At 49.1% G+C, this 17,947-nt stretch carries 15 protein-coding genes; 11 read left to right on the plus strand and 4 right to left on the minus strand.

What is annotated here, in order from left to right; genetic code table 11:
• Window positions 1-20: 20 nt before the first annotated feature.
• Together ICL55_RS25060 and guaA are read right to left on the minus strand one after the other, a co-directional pair.
• Window positions 21-1,331 (minus strand): ABC transporter substrate-binding protein, encoded by a 1,311-nt coding sequence (locus tag ICL55_RS25060; protein WP_188102618.1) that lies wholly within the window; start codon window positions 1,329-1,331, stop codon window positions 21-23.
• Between the two features lie 124 nt (window positions 1,332-1,455).
• The gene (gene guaA / locus ICL55_RS25065; protein WP_188102620.1) at window positions 1,456-2,994 is read right to left on the minus strand and encodes a glutamine-hydrolyzing GMP synthase; all 1,539 of its coding nucleotides are present in this window, start codon (window positions 2,992-2,994) and stop codon (window positions 1,456-1,458) included.
• A gap of 94 nt (window positions 2,995-3,088) precedes the next feature.
• On the opposite strand from guaA, the gene ICL55_RS25070 reads away from it, so the two are divergent.
• The 10 genes from ICL55_RS25070 (at window position 3,089) to ICL55_RS25115 (ending at window position 12,681) form a co-directional block, all read left to right on the plus strand.
• Window positions 3,089-3,817 (plus strand): head GIN domain-containing protein, encoded by a 729-nt coding sequence (locus ICL55_RS25070; RefSeq protein WP_188102622.1) that lies wholly within the window; start codon window positions 3,089-3,091, stop codon window positions 3,815-3,817.
• Between the two features lie 283 nt (window positions 3,818-4,100).
• Window positions 4,101-5,021, plus strand: coding sequence for a dialkylrecorsinol condensing enzyme (locus ICL55_RS25075; RefSeq protein ID WP_188102624.1), 921 nt, complete (start codon window positions 4,101-4,103; stop codon window positions 5,019-5,021).
• A gap of 181 nt (window positions 5,022-5,202) precedes the next feature.
• Entirely contained in the window at window positions 5,203-6,339 is a 1,137-nt protein-coding gene (darB, locus tag ICL55_RS25080) for a dialkylresorcinol biosynthesis protein DarB (RefSeq protein ID WP_188102627.1), read from the plus strand.
• Between the two features lie 24 nt (window positions 6,340-6,363).
• Entirely contained in the window at window positions 6,364-6,762 is a 399-nt protein-coding gene (gene DarG, locus ICL55_RS25085) for a flexirubin biosynthesis protein DarG (protein WP_188102629.1), read from the plus strand.
• 107 nt (window positions 6,763-6,869) lie between these two features.
• Complete coding sequence (gene darH / locus ICL55_RS25090; protein WP_188102631.1) at window positions 6,870-7,868, plus strand: BtrH-related acyltransferase DarH; 999 nt, start codon at window positions 6,870-6,872, stop codon at window positions 7,866-7,868.
• Between the two features lie 151 nt (window positions 7,869-8,019).
• Complete coding sequence (locus ICL55_RS25095; protein ID WP_188102634.1) at window positions 8,020-8,760, plus strand: ABC transporter ATP-binding protein; 741 nt, start codon at window positions 8,020-8,022, stop codon at window positions 8,758-8,760.
• A gap of 17 nt (window positions 8,761-8,777) precedes the next feature.
• Window positions 8,778-10,070 (plus strand): ABC transporter permease, encoded by a 1,293-nt coding sequence (locus tag ICL55_RS25100; RefSeq protein ID WP_188102636.1) that lies wholly within the window; start codon window positions 8,778-8,780, stop codon window positions 10,068-10,070.
• Window positions 10,071-10,162: 92 nt separating this feature from the next.
• Complete coding sequence (locus ICL55_RS25105; RefSeq protein ID WP_168810432.1) at window positions 10,163-10,420, plus strand: phosphopantetheine-binding protein; 258 nt, start codon at window positions 10,163-10,165, stop codon at window positions 10,418-10,420.
• A 13-nt stretch (window positions 10,421-10,433) separates the two neighbouring features.
• On the plus strand, window positions 10,434-11,648 hold the full coding sequence (locus tag ICL55_RS25110) for a beta-ketoacyl-[acyl-carrier-protein] synthase family protein (protein ID WP_188102638.1): 1,215 nt from the start codon (window positions 10,434-10,436) through the stop codon (window positions 11,646-11,648).
• A gap of 16 nt (window positions 11,649-11,664) precedes the next feature.
• Window positions 11,665-12,681, plus strand: a complete 1,017-nt coding sequence (locus ICL55_RS25115; RefSeq protein ID WP_188102640.1) for a beta-ketoacyl synthase chain length factor — start codon at window positions 11,665-11,667, stop codon at window positions 12,679-12,681.
• A gap of 93 nt (window positions 12,682-12,774) precedes the next feature.
• On the opposite strand, the gene ICL55_RS25120 is transcribed toward ICL55_RS25115, so the two are convergent.
• Together ICL55_RS25120 and rpsT are read right to left on the minus strand one after the other, a co-directional pair.
• Window positions 12,775-14,505: a M14 family metallopeptidase gene (locus ICL55_RS25120; RefSeq protein ID WP_188102643.1), complete on the minus strand. Its 1,731-nt coding sequence runs from the start codon at window positions 14,503-14,505 to the stop codon at window positions 12,775-12,777.
• 88 nt (window positions 14,506-14,593) lie between these two features.
• On the minus strand, window positions 14,594-14,848 hold the full coding sequence (gene rpsT / locus ICL55_RS25125) for a 30S ribosomal protein S20 (RefSeq protein WP_168810442.1): 255 nt from the start codon (window positions 14,846-14,848) through the stop codon (window positions 14,594-14,596).
• A 253-nt stretch (window positions 14,849-15,101) separates the two neighbouring features.
• On the opposite strand from rpsT, the gene ICL55_RS25130 reads away from it, so the two are divergent.
• Complete coding sequence (locus ICL55_RS25130) at window positions 15,102-17,858, plus strand: 2-oxoglutarate dehydrogenase E1 component (protein WP_188102645.1); 2,757 nt, start codon at window positions 15,102-15,104, stop codon at window positions 17,856-17,858.
• Window positions 17,859-17,947: the final 89 nt, after the last annotated feature.

A 17,947-nucleotide genomic window follows, 5' to 3' on the forward strand; every position in this document is an offset into this window, starting at 1 on the left:
CTGGACAGCTGTAAAAGCGTTTATTGATTCATTTTCACATCCGAGCTGTCGCCTTTCTGGATGATGAAGATGTTTTTGTTTTCGAAGTAGGAAGGTGTTTGTTCGCCATCGCGCACATACACCGGTTGGAAATTAAAGCGGGTGATGACAGACGGAGACGCTTCCACAGCGCTGTTGAAATATACGCCGTTGCTGTGCAGCAGCCGTACGAAATAGAAGGTGAGGTCAAAACCTTTGTACGCCATATCGGAAGGGCGTGCTTTGTATGTTCTGCGGAAATAGTCGCTCAGGTAGCGGCTATAGGAATCCGATTTGTCGTTGAAGTAGGGAGAAGAGTAGAATACCTGGAGGCTTTTGAATTCCGGCTCTTTCAGCTTCAGCACGTCCCAGGTAGGCATACCGAATATCTGCATCGGGTAGTTGGTATTGGCTGCCGCGAGTTTGCGCAGGATGCTTTTGGCGCCGGCTTCATCGAGTGCAGTAACGATCACGATGTTAGGACGGTCGGTGAGCAGGTATTTGGAAAGCTCTTCCGGGGTAGTGCTTTCGTTCCAGATAGCTTCGCGGATCCTGGACTTTTTCGGGCTGTTCATTTTGTCGTAGGAGCCTTTGAAATCGGCCGCGAGGCGGTTTTCAAAAGTGGTGTTCCGGCGGAGCAGCACGATATTTTTATTGGAGAAAGCCTCCTGTACGTAGTTGTGGATGGCTTCGCAGTGTGTTTTCAGGGTGCTGTTGGGAATAAAGAGGAAAGGATTGTCGCTGATGCCGGCATCATTGGGCAGTACCCCGGATACCAGGTTGATCTCTTTCTTTTTGGCGAAGTCGCTTGTTTCCTTCAGTTCCGGGTTGCTGAACGAACCGATGATGAGGTCGGTGGCATCGAGGGCTTTGCTGTTGATCAGTGAAGCAATGCTCTGGCGGCCTTTGGTGTCGTATACATTGACTTTCAGGTTATAGCCCAGTTGTTGGAGGCTGTCGAGCGCCAGTTGGGCGCCTTCATAAAATTCAAGGCCGGCCATTACATAGCGGGGCATGGTGCGACCGGGAATATCGTTGGAGTTGGCAAATACGGAGTCGAGATACAGCGGGGCAAAGAGCGCGATGTTATAAGTGGGTTTCTTCACCTCGCGGGCGAAGGCCGGTACGTTGAACGGGGCTGCCTTAGCAGTTTCGTTTTTGTTTTCCGGTTTCTTTTCCGGTGTAGGCTTGCTCAGAGAGGGTGGGGGACCGTCAACACGGCTGGTGCTCTTTCTGGAGGAAGAACAGGCTGTGAACAGTACCGACAGAGCCAATCCGGCCAGCAGGTTTTTAACAGATATCAATTGGTTCATAATGGGCGCTAATTTACAAAAATCATTCCGGGGTAGTGCACGCAAAGTAAAATAAGAAAGCAAAGGCGCAAAAAGATAAAATACATCCCTTGTGCCTTTGCTTTCGGTATTGTTCAGGGAAGTACTATTCCCATTCGATCGTAGCAGGTGGTTTGGAGCTGATGTCGTATACCACGCGGTTGATACCTTTTACCCGGTTGATGATGTCGTTGGACATTTTAGCCAGGAATTCGTAAGGCAGGTGAGCCCAGTCGGCCGTCATACCGTCGGTAGACGTTACCGCTCTCAGGGCCACGGTAAATTCGTAAGTACGTTCGTCGCCCATTACGCCTACGCTTTGTACGGGGAGGAGGATGGTGCCTGCCTGCCATACTTTATCATAGAGACCGGCTTCACGCAGTCCTTCGATATAGATAGCGTCAGCTTCCTGGAGCATGGCCACTTTATCAGGAGAGATAGCGCCGAGGATACGGATCGCGAGGCCTGGTCCGGGGAACGGATGGCGGCCGAGGAATACTTCGCTGATACCGATTTCGCGGCCTACGCGGCGTACTTCGTCTTTAAAGAGGAAACGCAGCGGCTCTACCAGCTGCATGTTCATTTTTTCCGGCAGTCCGCCCACGTTGTGGTGGGATTTGATGGTCACGGAAGGTCCGTTTACAGATACGGATTCGATCACATCAGGGTAGATGGTGCCTTGTCCGAGGAAGGAGATATCGGTCAGTTGCGCTGACTCATGCTGGAACACCTCGATGAAGAGGCGGCCGATGATTTTGCGTTTTTTCTCCGGATCGGTAACACCGTCGAGCTGGCCGTAAAACATGTCTTTTGCGTTGACACCTTTTACATTGAGGCCCATATGTTTGTAAGATTCCAGTACTGTTTCGTATTCATTTTTACGTAACAGGCCGTTGTCTACGAAGATGCAGAAGAGGTTTTTGCCGATAGCTTTGTGGATCAGTTCAGCAGCCACGGTAGAATCCACACCGCCGCTGAGGGCCATTACCACTCTTTTATCGCCTACCTGGGCTTTGATTTTTTCGATGGTTTCCTGCACAAAAGCTGCCGGGGTCCAGTCCTGCTGGCAGTTACAGATGTGTACGAGGAAGTTGCGGAGGATCTGTTTACCTTCCAGGGAGTGGGTCACTTCCGGGTGGAACTGCAGGCCGAAGATCGGATGGGCAGCGAGGGTAGTGCTTTTGAAGGCGGCTACCGGGATATTTTCGGTGGTAGCGATGATCTGGAAGCTTTCCGGGATACGTTTGATAGTATCGGAGTGGCTCATCCAAACCTGGCTTTTGCCGGAGATGTCGTATAATAATTTTTCCTCTTTGTCATTGTGCTCCATAAAAGCGCGGCCATATTCACGGATGTTGCTTTTGGCTACTTCACCGCCGAAGTTTTTGGCCATCAGCTGGGCGCCGTAGCAGATACCGAGTACCGGTACTTTGGCGGCGATGGCAGCGATGTCGAGGGTAGGCGCTTTCTCGTCGTTTACGGAGAAAGGACTGCCGGACAAAATAACGCCTTTGATGGAATCGTCCCAGGCAATTGGCTGGAGACAAGGTTTAATTTCGCAATAAACATTCAGTTCCCGGACGCTGCGCGCGATCAGCTGTGTGTATTGGGAACCGAAATCGAGGATAAGTATCTTTTCTGTCATGGTGGTGCAAAGATAAAGTCCTTCCTCCAATTTCGGATTCTGAAAATAGAAAATAGGAAATCTAGTTGTATCTTTCTCTTTATAATCTAAACTTATGCAAACCAAAATCACCCTGTGCTGCATGACAGTAGCCCTGTCCATAGCGGGCCTTTTCAGTGCCTGTATCGGCCAAAACCGCGTAAAAGGTAGTGGCAATGTTATCAAAGAAGAAAGAGAGGCCCCTTCCTTTCACCGAATCAAAATAGAAGGCAGTATGAACGTGTTTCTTTCTCAGGGAGCAGCCAAAAAAGCCGTGATAGAGGCGGAGGATAATATCGCGCCGCTGGTAGAGCTGGTGAATGAAGACGGCCGGCTGAAGGTGCGTTTCCGCCATAATACGGATGTTTCCACCCGCAAAGGCGTAAACGTATACCTCACTACCCCGGAAGTAGACGAAGTGGCGCTGGCAGGCGCCGGCGACGTGAAGCTGGTAGATAAGTTTAACAGTAAAGAGGAGATGAAAATCACCCTGTCAGGCTCCGGTAACCTGAACGGCACCATCAACGCGCCGGAAGTAAAAGCTTCCATTGCCGGTTCGGGTAATATGAATCTGCAGGGAGAAACAAAAGCAGTGAGGGTTTCCATTGCCGGTAGCGGCGATTATGTGGGTGATGACCTGCTGTCTGAAGAAGCGGAAGTAAAAATTGCCGGTAGCGGTGACGCCAGTGTACATGCGAGCGTAAAACTGGAGGCAAAGATTGCCGGGTCCGGTGATGTGAAATATAAAGGAAATCCCAATGTGTCCAGTTCTGTAGCGGGTTCCGGCTCTGTCAGGAAAATCTAGCCGAACAATATTTACAAATTTTTAACAGTTTTAAAATCATATCGAAAGCAGTTTTGCTGTTATTTACATTGATTTTCAAAAAAATCTAAAGTCCTTTTGTCCAGATACTGCCGCAGCAATAACAAGCCGGCTGAGGCAGTATCTGGCTGGGGCACAAGCCAACTGAGAATGCTCCCCCACCCCAAAGCTCAGCCTTACATCTGTCAAATTATTATTAAATGACATAAATAATACTCCTTTTTTGTATGTTTACAGTTTGGATTGTTGAACTCCTATTCCTTTTATGAACGAAAGACCGAAGGTCCTGGTGGTTTATTATACCCAGACAGGCCAATTAAAAAGGATTATTGATCATGTGTTGGCGCCACTGGCAAACACGGTGGATATTACATACGAAGAGCTGGTTCCTGAAACGCCTTTCCCTTTTCCATGGGGAAAGCAACAGTTTTATGATACAATGCCGGAAACAGTACAGGACACGCCGCGCGGCATCCGGCCGCTGAAGGTGGATGTGAATGCACATTTTGACTTGGTGTTGCTGGCATATCAGCCCTGGTTCCTGTCGCCCTCCCAGCCAACAGCCGCTTTCCTGCAAAGTGAGGCAGCGGCCCGCCTGTTGAAAGGTAAGCAGGTGATCACGCTGTTGGGCAGCCGCAACATGTGGCTCAATGCACAGGAAAGAGTAAAAGGATATCTGCACAGGATGGGAGCCAACCTCGTGGGAAATATTGTGCTGGTAGATAAATCGCCTAACCTGATTTCCCTGATCACCATTCTGCGTTGGGCTTTCAAAGGAAAAAAAGAAGCCACCCGTTTCCTACCACAGGCGGGAGTACAGGAAAATGAGATCGTCACCGCCAACCGATTTGCCGGTCCTATCTCCGCGGCGCTGGAAACACGGAAGTGGCAGGACCTGCATCCACAGCTGATGTCGCTGGATGCGGTAGAGTTGTTGCCTAATCTCGTACTGCTGGAAAATAATGGTATCAGCGCCTTCCGTTTCTGGGCCAAATTCATCAGTGCCAAAGGAGGACCTGGGGCTGAGGCTCGTCAGGGAAGAGTAACGATGTACAGATCATTATTGTTGGTGGGGATCTTTGTGTTAACACCGATCACATTGATTTCCTCGTTCATCAAACTCAACCTGAAACGAAACGAGTTGAAACGGGAGGTGGATTATTACAAGGGCATTACTTTGCGTTAACCTTTACCCGTACCGGAAGATCAGTGGTGGCGTGATAATTGTAATTCCGTTTAGAGTTATATATTTACGTCCGCTTAATAAGTATACAAAACAAAACATGTTTATCACCGCAGAAAGGCTGGCCATTAAACGGTTGTCACTATGGGATTGCATGCGGCCTTAAAAGACGAATTATTTTCAAATGAAGGAAGTTTATATTACCAGGCTATCTAAATTCTTACCCAACAAGCCTGTTGAAAATGAAGAGATGGAAAGCATCCTTGGCATGGTAGACGGAAGACCTTCCCGTGCACGGTTGAAGATTTTGGGCAACAACAAAATCAAAAACCGCTATTATTCTCTGGATCAAGACGGCAATTCCACTCATTCCAACGCTGAGATGACCGCCAACGCTGTCAGCGCATTGTTTGATGAAAAATTCCCCATCAGCAAATTACAATTACTGGCCTGCGGTACTACCTCGCCCGACCAGCTGCTGCCTAACCACGCCGCGATGGTGCATGGTCTGCTGAAATGCCAGCCTGTGGAACTGATCGCAGCTACCGGCGCATGCGCTGCAGGTATGCAGGCTTTTAAATATGCCTGGATGTCTATCCGTTGTGGTAACACTGCCAACGCGGTAAGCACCGGTTCTGAAAAATTCTCTGCCTGGATGCTCGCTCAGAAATTCCAGCCGGAAGCAGAGAACCTGAAAGCGCTGGATGAAAATCCGATCATCGCTTTCGAAAAAGACTTTCTCCGCTGGATGTTGTCTGACGGCGCCAGCGCTGCCCTTTTCCAGGACAAACCGAATGAAGAAGGCCTCTCCCTGCGTGTAGACTGGGTGGAGATCCTGTCTTATGCCAACGAGCTGGAGACCTGCATGTATGCCGGCTCTATCAAAAATCCGGACGGCAGCACCAAAGGCTGGATTGACATGACCCCCGACGAGTGGGCGCAACACAGCGTATTCTCCTTCAAACAAGATACCCGTCTGTTGGGTAAAAATATAGTGCCTTCCGGCGCTCAGATGTGGAAAGAACTGGTGGAAAGACACAACATCAACCTCGATGAAATTGATTTCTTCCTGCCGCATTTGTCTTCCGAATTTTTCCGTTTAAAGATCGACGAAGAAATTACCCGCCTCGGTGTTCCTATTCCGCTGGAAAAATGGTTCACCAACCTGGCCTGGGTAGGTAACGTAGGAACCGCTTCTCCTTACCTGATGCTGGAAGAGCTGATGAACGCCGGCCGCTTCAAAAAAGGACAGAAAGTGGTGATGATGGTACCGGAAAGCGCACGTTTTTCCTATGCTTATGCACACATCACCGTTGTATAGGCATTCACTTCTAAAACTGCAGTCATGAAAAAAGACGAAGTGCCACAGGATAGTGATAACCTGCACGAAGGCACATTCAAACAGATTATGTATGCGGTAGATAACACCGGGAATTATGTACAGGTGCAGAGTGCAGGGTGGGAACCGGAGAACATTGCCCTTACACAGGCCTGGGAGGAAGTAAACGAGAAAGTAGCAGCCGCCAAAGTACTGGTGCAGTCCGGCGAAATCAGCCCTGTTGCCTACTACATGGAAAAGAACCTCATGGACCTGGCCTTGCTGGCCAATTACGTAGGGAAGTTCCAGTGGCAGGTAAAGCGGCATATGAAACCGGCCGTATTCCGGGGACTGAGCGATAAAATGCTGCAGCGCTATGCAGATGCCTTTAAGATTAGTAAGGACGATTTATTGCATATCAAATAATGCATTATCACGCAAAGCAGCAAAGCAACAAAGCAGCAAAGATCATTGAACATACATTTCTTTGCTGCTTTGTTGCTTTGCTGCTTTGCGTGAACACATAAACAACTATGAATAGTCATCAATTTCATCATACGCAGACAGCCCACTGTGAAAGTGGTGTGATCTCCAATCTGCTGGGGCACCATGGCCTGAAGATCAGTGAGCCGATGGCCTTCGGTATTGGCGCCGGCATTTTTTTCGGACACCTGCCGTTTGTGAAAGTCAACGGTGTGCCGGGCACAACTTACCGCATCTGGCCCGGCGCTATTTTTCAGCGGGTATGTAAGCGGCTGGGCGTAAAAATGGAGACGGCCAAATTTTCCTCTCCGGAAAAAGGAATGGCGGCACTGGACCAGGTAATCGCCAACGGCACGCCTGTAGGCCTGCTTTCCAGCGTTTATTACCTGCCTTATTTCCCTCCTTCCTATCGTTTTCACTTCAATGCACATAACCTGGTTGTATATGGCAAACGTGAAGATCAATATCTGGTGAGTGATCCGGTGATGGACACCGTTACCGAAATAGATCCCGAAAGCCTGGCGCAGGCCCGCTTTGCCAAAGGTTTCCCGGCTCCCAAAGGGAAAATGTATTACCCGGTACATGTTCCCGGAAAAGCATCTTTCGAAAAACCGATCAAAGAAGGGATTGCGCAGAGCTGTCATTATATGCTGAAAATACCGCTCCCTATGTTTGGCGTAAAGGGTATCCGTTTTCTGGCCAATCGTGTAAAAGACTATCCGCAGAAAGTGGGAGAGCGCAAATCCGCGCTGTATCTGGGTAACGTTATCCGGATGCAGGAGGAGATCGGTACCGGCGGCGCCGGCTTCCGTTTCGTATATGCCGCGTTCCTGCAGGAATCGGCTGTGTTGCTGAACAAACCGGAACTGAGCCGTCTGGCTACAGAACTGACACAGGCGGGAGACCTTTGGCGTAATTTTGCCTTTGCAGCGGGCAGGGTATGTAAAAGCAGATCTGCCGACAACGTGTCCTACAAAGAGTTGAGCGAGATGTTAATGCAATGTGCGGCAACAGAAGAAACCTTTTTCAAAAAACTGGCGAGAATTTAGAAATTTTAATATTTAGCTGTTTTTTTATTGGATTTTGGAATTTTTTGATTTAGAGATTGAAACAACCCGGAGATAATGTTATGTCCATCTTCGCTTATTAAATCCCAAAATCCGTAAATCCAATAAAAAAATAACCCAATAACCAAATGATATGCTGGCAGTAAAGGAATTGTGCAAAACCTACAAAGGTGCGGCAGAAGCCACCCTTAAAGGGTTAACCTTTGCCTTTCCGGAAGGGAAAATCGGTGGGCTGCTGGGCCCTAACGGCGCCGGTAAAACAACCACTATCTCTATTCTGTGCGGCCTGGTACAGGCAGATAGCGGACAGGTGATGATACATGGCCTGCCACAGGACGCTGCCCACCGGGAACAGATCAAAAAAATCATCGGTATTGTACCGCAACAGATAGCCCTTTATCCCCAGCTGTCGGCTGTGGAAAACCTGACGTATTTCGGTAATCTGTACGGACTGAAGGGCAAAGCGTTGTATGAAAAGATCATGCATTATCTCGAAGTGTTTGGTCTGGAAAAGAGCGCTCATAAAGAAATTCATAAATATTCAGGGGGCATGAAACGCCGTGCGAACATCATCGCAGCTATCCTGCACGACCCCGATCTGCTGATCCTGGACGAGCCCACCGCAGGGGTGGACGTACAGTCACGCAGCATGATCCTGCAATTCCTGCGCCGCTACAACGAGCAGGGCGCCAGTATCCTGTACACCTCCCACCTGCTGGAAGAAGCGCAATCACTTTGTGATGAGGTGGCCATTATGGACGAGGGTAAAATGATACTCCAGGGCAAGCCTGAACTGTTGATCGACGAGCTGCCGGAGTGCCGCAACCTGGAAGATGTTTTTTTACACTATACCGGGCATGCGTTGCGGGACTAACAAAATGAAAGAAAGCTATGCTTAGATTACTGGCTACCATAAGAAAAGAATGGCAGCTGCTGTTGCGCGACAAAACGGGGCTTACGCTGCTGTTTGTGATGCCGGTGGTACTCATCACCGTGATGGCCCTGATACAGGACGCGCCTTTTAAGGACTATCAGGACGTGAAGTTTGATATATTAACGGTAGACAATGACCACGGGCGTTTGGGCAAATATATCCGGGAAGGACTGGCATCCGGCGGGCAGTTCAATATTATCGATACGCTGGACGGGCGTCCTGTCACCGAACAGCAGGCCCGTGAGCTGGTCAACAATGGCCGCTATAAAATCAGCATCATTGTGCCGGCTGGCTCCACGGCGGCGATTGTCAGCAATGCGAACCGGATCGTGAATGATATCACGCAGCGTATGGGCATGAGCGTGTCGCTACCGGTGAAACAACACGCCGACTCGCTGAATGTGGTCATCTATTTTGACCCGGCGGCCAAAAAGGCTTTTAAAGGTGCTATTCATCAGGCGCTGGACAATTTCCTGACGCAGGTGGAAACAGATATGCTGTTGGGGCGTATACAGCAACAGTTGCGCCGCAAAGACACAACAGCAACGCCCAATGACACCCTGCCCATCCGTTTACAGGCAGTGGGGCTGAAAGAGCATGCCACCGGTACCAGCAAACAGCTGGACGTGGTGTCTAACTCAGTACAACATAACGTGCCTGCCTGGAGCATTTTTGCGATGTTTTTTATCGTTATCCCTATTGCCGGCAACATGATCCGGGAGCGGGAAGACGGTAGTCTGTTGAGGATGAAGCTGATACCGGGCTCTTATCTGTTGATTCTGGCGGGAAAAATGTTGTTTTTCGTAGGTATCTGCCTGTTACAGTTTTACCTGATGATGCTGGTAGGTATCTATGCCATGCCTTTGCTGGACCTGCCAAAGCTGGTAATGGGGCACTACCAGGGCGCCACGCTGCTGGTGGCCGGCGCCATAGGATTGGCTGCCACGGCATATGGCATACTGATCGGCACGCTTTTTAAAACGCCTAATCAGGCCCTGAATTTCGGCGCTATTTCCATTGTGATCCTGTCGGCCATCGGCGGCATCTGGATACCATTGGAAGTGATGCCGGGCAATATGCAGGTGATCGGCCATTTATCGCCGCTCAGCTGGGGCCTGGACGCCATCAATGATCTTTACCTGCGTAACGGCGATATAGGATATGTGTGGAAGAATGTGTTGCGGCTGGTGTTGACAGGCGGGGTTATGCTGGCAGTAGCCGGATTTGTCGAAAAACGAAGAATGAACTGATAAACTATTTTCTAAACAACAGTAAAACTGTATTTTTACTCCCCACAAAGGGAATCTCCGTGTACAGCCGGGGATAAACCTACAACTTTATTATGGAAGATTTAAAAAGCAAACTCAAAGCGCAGATCATTGAAGCATTAAATCTGCAGGATACCAAACCGGAAGATATTGACGACAATGCCCCTTTATTTGGCGAAGGGCTGGGCCTGGACAGCATTGACTCGCTGGAGCTGATGGTGTTGCTGGAAAGACAATATCATATCAAAGTGGAAGATCCCCGCGAAGGACGTAAAATCCTGCAGTCTGTGCAATCCATGGCTGACTTTATCCAATCCAAACAGCCGGCATAAGTAAGAAGCTGACATGGCGGAAAGAGTGTTTATAACAGGGATGGGAATGATCACCGCCATAGGTGATAATGTGGCTGAAAATCTGGGGCAATTGCGGCAACAACGCAGTGGTCTCGGTTTTACCAGTTATATCGATACCATATACCAACAGGTGTTGCCGGTAGCGGAAGTGAAGCATAACAACGATGCTTTGTTTGCCCTTGCCGGCATCACTTCCCACGAAGGATATACCCGTACCACCCTGCTGGGGCTGACCGCCATGCGGGAAGCGCTGCGGCAGGCCGGTATTACAGATGTACAGACAGCTCCTACCGGTTTTATCAATGCCAGTACGGTAGGCGGTATGTGTGATACCGAAAAAGTTTATTTTGATATTGTTGATCCCACCAAAAGTGGCACTTTTCTGCAATATATTGATACGCTTGACTGTGCCGACTGTACACAACGTATCGCTGACACCGTGGGTTTCACTGAGCATATTGCTACTATCAGTACGGCTTGTTCTTCATCGGCCAACGCACTGATGTTTGGCGCCCGTATGATCAAACAGGGTTTCATGCCCCGGATGGTGTGCGGCGGAACAGAAGCGCTGACCCGTTTTACCCTGAACGGTTTCAACTCGTTGAAGAACGTAGACAAACAATTCTGCCGGCCGTTTGATCAGCAGCGAACAGGACTGAACCTCGGCGAAGGCGCCGCTTACCTCGTACTGGAAAGCGAATCATTTGCAAAAGCCAACAACAGCCGTATCCTGGCGGAATTCACCGGATACTGCAATGCCAACGAGGCGTTCCATCCCACCTCTCCCTCTCCGGATGGCGACGGTGCTTACGAAGCCATGAAAGCGGCACTGGCCATGAGTGGCAGAACGCTGGAGGAGGTAGATTATATCAACGTGCATGGCACCGCCACGCTCAACAATGACGTGTCAGAAGGAAAAGCGCTGGAACGGCTATTCGGCAACAACGTGCCGTTGTTCAGTTCCACAAAACCCTTTACCGGCCACACTTTGGCCGCAGCAGGCGCTATAGAAGCCATCTACGCTGTACTAGCCATTCAACAGGGATTGATCTTCCCGAATCTCAACTTTAAAGAAAAAATGGAAGAGCTGAACATCTCCCCGGTAACGGAGCTGATGGAAGGCGTTTCCGTGAACAATGTTATTTCAAACTCATTCGGCTTTGGAGGTAACAATGCCTCCCTGGTGATCAGCAAATATGAAGGTTAAGTGTTACATACAAGGAATGGCGGCTATTTCCCCGCAAGCTACTTTTGAGGGGGATGTTTTTTCTGCGCCGCTGGTGCATACGGACAGTAATCTGCTTACCTGTATGGAACCTGACTACAAGCCGTTTATTCCTGCTAATAGCCTGCGTCGCATGACGCGATTGCTGAAAATGGGATTGACCACCGCGTTGCAAAGCATTCGTGACAGCGGTGTGGAAGCCATCGGTCCTATCGTGACCGGCACCGGCAAAGGCAGTCTTCAGGACACCGAAAAATTCATCCGGGAGATAGAGCAGTACAAGGAAACAGCCCTGAATCCTACTCCTTTTATTCAATCCACCTATAATTCTGTCAACGGTCTTATTGCCCTGCAGGTAAAAGGTACCGCTTACAACAATACATTCGTGCACCGCGGCTTTTCTTTTGAAAATGCGTTGCTGGACAGTATGATGTTATTGGCTGAAGGCGCGCCCAATACCCTTACCGGGGCGCTGGAAGAAATGACGGCAGAACATTTCTACATCAAGAGCCGTATCGGTTTCTGGAAATCGACACCTACAGATAGCCGTCAGTTATACGTGCAGCAGTCGCCCGGCAGCATCGCCGGAGAAGGCGCTACCTTTTTTGTACTAACGGGAACGCCTACTGCCCATAGTAAAGCAGCCCTAACCGGCTTTAAAATGTTGTATAAACCCACGGAAGCCAAGGTGGCTGCCGGTTTGGCGGAGTTTAAAGAAAATGTTGATCTGGTACTGACCGGTCGGAATGGCGACAGTCGGTATGAACATTTTTACCGCCAGGTAGACACGCTGTTTCCCGGAGTCCCTCAGTTGCCGTTTAAACATCTTTGCGGTGAGCACGATACCGCCGGCGCTTTTGGTATGTGGCTGGCAGCGCAGATATTGCATACGCAGCAGGTACCAGCGCAGTGGTTTCCGATGTTGGAGGCGTTGCCTGCCAACATTAACAGGATATTACTCTACAATCATTTTTACGGAGAACAGCATACGATGATTGTGCTGGAGCGGGTGTAATCGTTAGACAATTACTTTATCAAAATAATGAAATAAAAAAAGGAGACACAACATCGTTGTGTCTCCTTTTTTTATTGAAACAGATTTTATCCGCTACAACACCCTATACACCGGATACCGCATGTATTCCGGCTCTGCGTAGGGCGTATTTTTGTAGACGAAATTCAGTTGAGCGCTGGCACTGTTGGCAAAAGCGGTATCAGCAGCTTTTTTCTTGTCCAGCAACGTTTGTAGTTCGGGGTGATTTTTCAGGTATTCGGCGGCGGTATCTTCGAAAACGTAGGGTGAGTAACCTTCTTTCTGACCCAGGACAGCATCAAAGAAATTCCAGGCGAAGAAAGAATCACCGCCGGTGGGCTCCAGTGTTTCCATGAGGAAGCGGTTGGCTGTCTGGTTCATGGGAATGTAGTAGTCGCCGCTGCGGAAGTGCATAGAGTCTTTGGTGCTGGTGACTTTGATGTCAGTATGGAGATAGTGTTTCTCATATGGCTTCGGATAGGTTTTGAAATCGCCGATATGATACACTTCCACATAGATGGTGGTGTCTTTTTGCAGTCGCCGCATCTGTATGTGATTATTTTTCAGCTGATCGATGACGGCCCACCAGCCTTGCGGAATGATGTATGCCTGTGGTTTGTCCACATAGTTTTCCGCGTTGGCGTAGTTGTAGAATTTTATCTGCTTTTCATAAGGTTTGCTACGATCGTAGTACAGACGTGGCAGCCCGGAGATAGCGCTGGGCTTGTGACCGGACGCGAACCCCCTGAAGGTGATGAGGCTGTATTTGTTCATATCAAACTCCCAGGAGAGGGGGAAGCTTTTCTGCGTAATAACGCTTTGTTTCGTTTGATCGCGCAGTTGTTTGATGGTGGCGCTGTTCTCGCTGGTGAACTGTATAAAGGCTTCCATCAGGGCGTAGGTGGCTTTTACGCGCTGTGGGTATGGTTTCAGCATATGTGTTTCCGGTACAAATCCGAAAGTATGGAAGAGGGTAGTGTAGCCGGAGGAGTAGCGGGGAAGGTCGGAGAATTCGACCCATCCGCTGTCGGGTGTTTCATCGAAGTGGTTCACGTAGGGGACCAGATCGTATCCTTTCGTCTTCATCAATTTATATAGACCAGGTTCGAAGGAGTTGTGCATGAACTCGCCCATGGGACCGCCCAATTTGTTGTACTGGGTGGAGAGGAGGGTGATGATATGTTGATAATCGGCGCCGTTGCTAACGTGGTTGTCGATAAACACGTCGGGGTCGGTGAGATGATATATTTCCTGGAATGCCTTCGCATTTTTGGAGTCGGTTTTAATAAAATCGCGGTTTAAGTCGAGATTTTGGCCATTTCCGCGGGAACCGAAGGCGTCGGGACCGTTCTGGTCTACCCGATAATAGGTTGAACGGTTGAGTGCGCCACCGATATTGTACACCGGAATTACTGCGAGAACGATGTTATCCGGTAATTTGGTTTTGCCTTGTGCAATATCGCGGAGCAACATCATGGAGGCGTCTATTCCATCTGGTTCGCCGGGATGTATCCCGTTGTTGATGAGCAGTATCCGTTTATTCTTACGGTGGAGGCTGTTAAAATCAAAATCTTTGGCAGGGGAGCAGATGACCAGGTGGAGGGGGAATCCGGCGTCCGTAGCACCTATCGTGATCATTTTCAGCAATTGTGGATAACGGGCGGTCAGTTGCTGGTAATATTGGATGACTTCGGGATAGGTGGCTGTTTCGTTGCCGTTTGTTTTTTCATAGCGGGTGGTGAACTGCTGGGCGGGTGTGGTGGCCCACGTCAGCATAAGCACTATGATAGTGAATAGCTTTCTCATAAGAAGAATATATATATGAAGGCAATAGGAAAAACAAAAAGCCCTTCCTTTGGTAAGGAAGAGCTGTAAATATTTGTTACTGAAAGGACTAAGCCAGGGTAGCTATTTTCTTAGCCAGCTTGCTTTTCAGATTTGCAGCTTTGTTTTTGTGGATAACGTTACGTTTAGCCAGCTTGTCAATCATAGATGCCACATCAGATAATTCTTTCTCAGCTTGCGCTTTGTCAGTTATCGCCTTCAGGTCACGGATGGCATTACGAGTAGTTTTACCGTAGTAACGGTTACGCTCATTACGCTTTCTGCTTTGACGTACGTCTTTTTTCGTTGCTTTATGATTTGCCATTTTTCAAATTTCAAGTTTCGGACGGCAAAGGTAAGGATATTCCAAATACCAAACAAACAAAAAACAACTTTTCCGTCCGACGACAAAAGTAAGGCATTGAACCATATTTACAATCAACCTAAATCATATGATATTTTCTCATTTTTTCCATCCTCTGTATTAAAAAACGTGCGATATTTGCAATCCCATATATTAATATATCGGGCACCAACAGAAAAGTATTTGAACTGAAGATCAGCAAAACTCGTTGTAAATGAAGGACTTCTCATTTGTCACTAACTCACATCCTGCTTACATTGAATCGTTATACCAGGATTTCCTCAAAGATCCCAATTCTGTAGACCCTGATTGGGTAAAATTTTTTGAAGGATTTGATTTTGCGGTTTCCAACGCAAATGGTAAAGCGGCAGGTGCGGCTCCGGCAGCAGGCGGCGGCTCTATGCCGGTGAGTGGTGATCAACAAGCCAGGGAACTGGGCGTATACCGCCTTATCCAGGCATACCGCAAAAAGGGCCATCTCATTGCTAAAACCAATCCTATCCGCGAAAGAAAAGACAGAAGGGCCAATCTCGATCTGGCCAGCTACGGACTGGGAGATGCTGATCTCAAAACCCGGTTCTATGCAGGCATCGTGGTAGGACTGAAAGACGCCACACTGGAAGAGATTGTGGCGCACATGAAAAAGATCTACGCCGGCTCCGTTGGTATTCAGTATACCTATATCAATGACCGCGATAAATCCAAATGGCTGGAAAAAGAATTTGAAGCCATTATGACCCAGCCGATGTCTCTGGAGCAACGCCGCAGGGTGTTACAGAAACTGAACCAGGGCGTTATTTTTGAAAAATTCCTGCATACCAAATATATCGGTCAGAAACGTTTTGGCCTGGAAGGGGGCGAGTCCACTATTCCGGCGCTGGACGCGATGATCAATGTGGCGGCCGAATATGGCGTGAAAGAATCTGTGATCGGTATGGCGCACCGTGGCCGTTTGAACGTACTGGCCAATATTCTGGGTAAAACCTATGAGCAGATCTTCAATGAATTTGAAGGCCTGGCCGTTCCGGATATGACCATGGGCAGCGGCGACGTGAAATATCACCTCGGTTTCCGTTCCCAGGTCAGCACTCCTTCCGGCAACACGGTGAACCTGCAGCTGATGCCGAACCCATCACACCTGGAAGTGGTAGACCCGATCGTGATCGGTTTCTCCCGCAGCAAGGCTGATGTGATCTATGACAGTGACTATGACAAGATATTGCCTATCCTGATCCATGGCGACGCTGCCGTGGCAGGTCAGGGCATTGTATATGAAGTGGAACAGATGAGCAAACTGAAAGGTTACTACACCGGTGGTACCATTCACTTTGTGATCAACAACCAGATCGGCTTCACCACCGATTTTGATGACGCCCGCTCTTCTGATTACTGTACCAGCGTTGCCTCTATCGTGCAGGCGCCGGTATTCCACGTGAATGGTGATGACACTGAAGCCGTAGTGAAAGTAGCCCAGCTGGCTGCCCGCTACCGTCAGGAGTTCAACGAGGACATCTACATCGACATGGTTTGCTATCGCAAACATGGCCATAACGAAGGTGATGAGCCTAAATTCACCCAACCCAGCCTGTATGCGCTGATCGATAAGCATCCGAATCCGCGTGAGGTATATACCCAGTATCTGCTCAACAACGGTGAATCCGATGCGCAGGCACTGGCCAAAGAAATGGAGACAGCCTTCTGGGCTGATCTGCAGGCCCGCCTGGATGAAGTAAAACAACATCCGCTGCCTTACTCCAACCAGAAGCCGGAAGAATGGTGGCAGGCGCTGCGTAAAGCGACACCACAGGACTTCGACAGCTCTCCGGTTACCGCCATCAAAGAAGAGGACTTCAAACGCCTGTTTGACGCCCTGATGAAATGGCCGGAAAATTTTGTGCCGCTGCGTAAAGTGAGCAAACTGCTGCAGGACAAAATCAAACTGTATCAGGAAGAAGGTAAAGTGGACTGGGCTACCGGTGAACTGTTGGCTTATGCCAGCCTGCTGATTGAAGGTAAAGATGTGCGCATGAGCGGAGAAGACGTGAAACGCGGTACTTTCTCCCACCGTCATGCTGTACTGTTTGATGAAAATACCAACGAAACGTATAACCGTTTAGGTGAGCTGGCCGAAAAACAAGGCAAGTTCAGAATATACAACTCCCTGTTGAGCGAATATGGCGTACTGGGCTTTGAATATGGCTATGCGATGGCCAACCCGAACGCCCTGGTACTCTGGGAAGCACAGTATGGCGACTTTGTAAACGGCGCGCAGACTGTGATTGACCAGTATATCAGCAGTGCTGAACAGAAATGGACGACCCAGAATGGTCTGGTGATGTTGCTGCCTCATGGTTATGAAGGTGGTGGCCCGGATCACTCCAATGCCCGTCCGGAGCGTTTCCTGCAGACCTGTGCGGAAGAGAACATGGTGATCACCAATATCACCACTGCTGCCAACTTCTTCCACGCGCTGCGTCGTCAGTTGACCTGGCAGTTCCGCAAACCATTGATCAATTTCTCACCGAAAGCCAACCTGCGTCATACCGGTGCTTATTCCACCATGGATGAATTCACGCAGGGTGGGTTTAAAGAAGTACTGGACGATCCGTTCATTACAGATGCTTCCGTGGTGAAGAAAGTGTTGCTCTGTACCGGTAAAATGTATTTTGACCTGAGCGACAAACAGATGAAGGAAGACCGTAAAGATGTGGCCATTGTAAGGCTGGAACAGCTGTATCCGCTGCCGGTAAAACAGCTGGAAGCGATTGCGCAGAAATACAAGGGCGCTACTTTCTTCTGGGTACAGGAAGAGCCGCTGAACATGGGCGCTGCAGCTTATCTGCAGATGAACCTGAAGCAGATCAACTATGGTGTTATCAGCCGTAATCCAAGTGCGTCTACCGCTACCGGTTATGCGAAAGTGCATGCCCGCGAGCAGCAGCAGATCATCGATACAGCTTTTAACATCTAACTAAAACAGCAAACAATAAACAGAAACGAGTGTTCAGCTGTTAGCCTTTAGCGACGAAGATTGTCAGCAGCTAAACACTGGTTCACCAT

The organism is Chitinophaga varians (genome assembly GCF_014529945.1).
GTDB classification, from domain to species: domain Bacteria; phylum Bacteroidota; class Bacteroidia; order Chitinophagales; family Chitinophagaceae; genus Chitinophaga; species Chitinophaga varians.

What these genes read in the sequence shown, in the direction of transcription:
- ICL55_RS25060 (WP_188102618.1), bottom strand. Translation starts at nt 1,331, where the DNA reads ATGAACCAATTGATATCTGTTAAAAACCTGCTGGCCGGATTGGCTCTG.
- guaA (WP_188102620.1), bottom strand. Translation starts at nt 2,994, where the DNA reads ATGACAGAAAAGATACTTATCCTCGATTTCGGTTCCCAATACACACAG.
- ICL55_RS25070 (WP_188102622.1), top strand. Translation starts at nt 3,089, where the DNA reads ATGCAAACCAAAATCACCCTGTGCTGCATGACAGTAGCCCTGTCCATA.
- ICL55_RS25075 (WP_188102624.1), top strand. Translation starts at nt 4,101, where the DNA reads ATGAACGAAAGACCGAAGGTCCTGGTGGTTTATTATACCCAGACAGGC.
- darB (WP_188102627.1), top strand. Translation starts at nt 5,203, where the DNA reads ATGAAGGAAGTTTATATTACCAGGCTATCTAAATTCTTACCCAACAAG.
- DarG (WP_188102629.1), top strand. Translation starts at nt 6,364, where the DNA reads ATGAAAAAAGACGAAGTGCCACAGGATAGTGATAACCTGCACGAAGGC.
- darH (WP_188102631.1), top strand. Translation starts at nt 6,870, where the DNA reads ATGAATAGTCATCAATTTCATCATACGCAGACAGCCCACTGTGAAAGT.
- ICL55_RS25095 (WP_188102634.1), top strand. Translation starts at nt 8,020, where the DNA reads ATGCTGGCAGTAAAGGAATTGTGCAAAACCTACAAAGGTGCGGCAGAA.
- ICL55_RS25100 (WP_188102636.1), top strand. Translation starts at nt 8,778, where the DNA reads ATGCTTAGATTACTGGCTACCATAAGAAAAGAATGGCAGCTGCTGTTG.
- ICL55_RS25105 (WP_168810432.1), top strand. Translation starts at nt 10,163, where the DNA reads ATGGAAGATTTAAAAAGCAAACTCAAAGCGCAGATCATTGAAGCATTA.
- ICL55_RS25110 (WP_188102638.1), top strand. Translation starts at nt 10,434, where the DNA reads ATGGCGGAAAGAGTGTTTATAACAGGGATGGGAATGATCACCGCCATA.
- ICL55_RS25115 (WP_188102640.1), top strand. Translation starts at nt 11,665, where the DNA reads ATGGCGGCTATTTCCCCGCAAGCTACTTTTGAGGGGGATGTTTTTTCT.
- ICL55_RS25120 (WP_188102643.1), bottom strand. Translation starts at nt 14,505, where the DNA reads ATGAGAAAGCTATTCACTATCATAGTGCTTATGCTGACGTGGGCCACC.
- rpsT (WP_168810442.1), bottom strand. Translation starts at nt 14,848, where the DNA reads ATGGCAAATCATAAAGCAACGAAAAAAGACGTACGTCAAAGCAGAAAG.
- ICL55_RS25130 (WP_188102645.1), top strand. Translation starts at nt 15,102, where the DNA reads ATGAAGGACTTCTCATTTGTCACTAACTCACATCCTGCTTACATTGAA.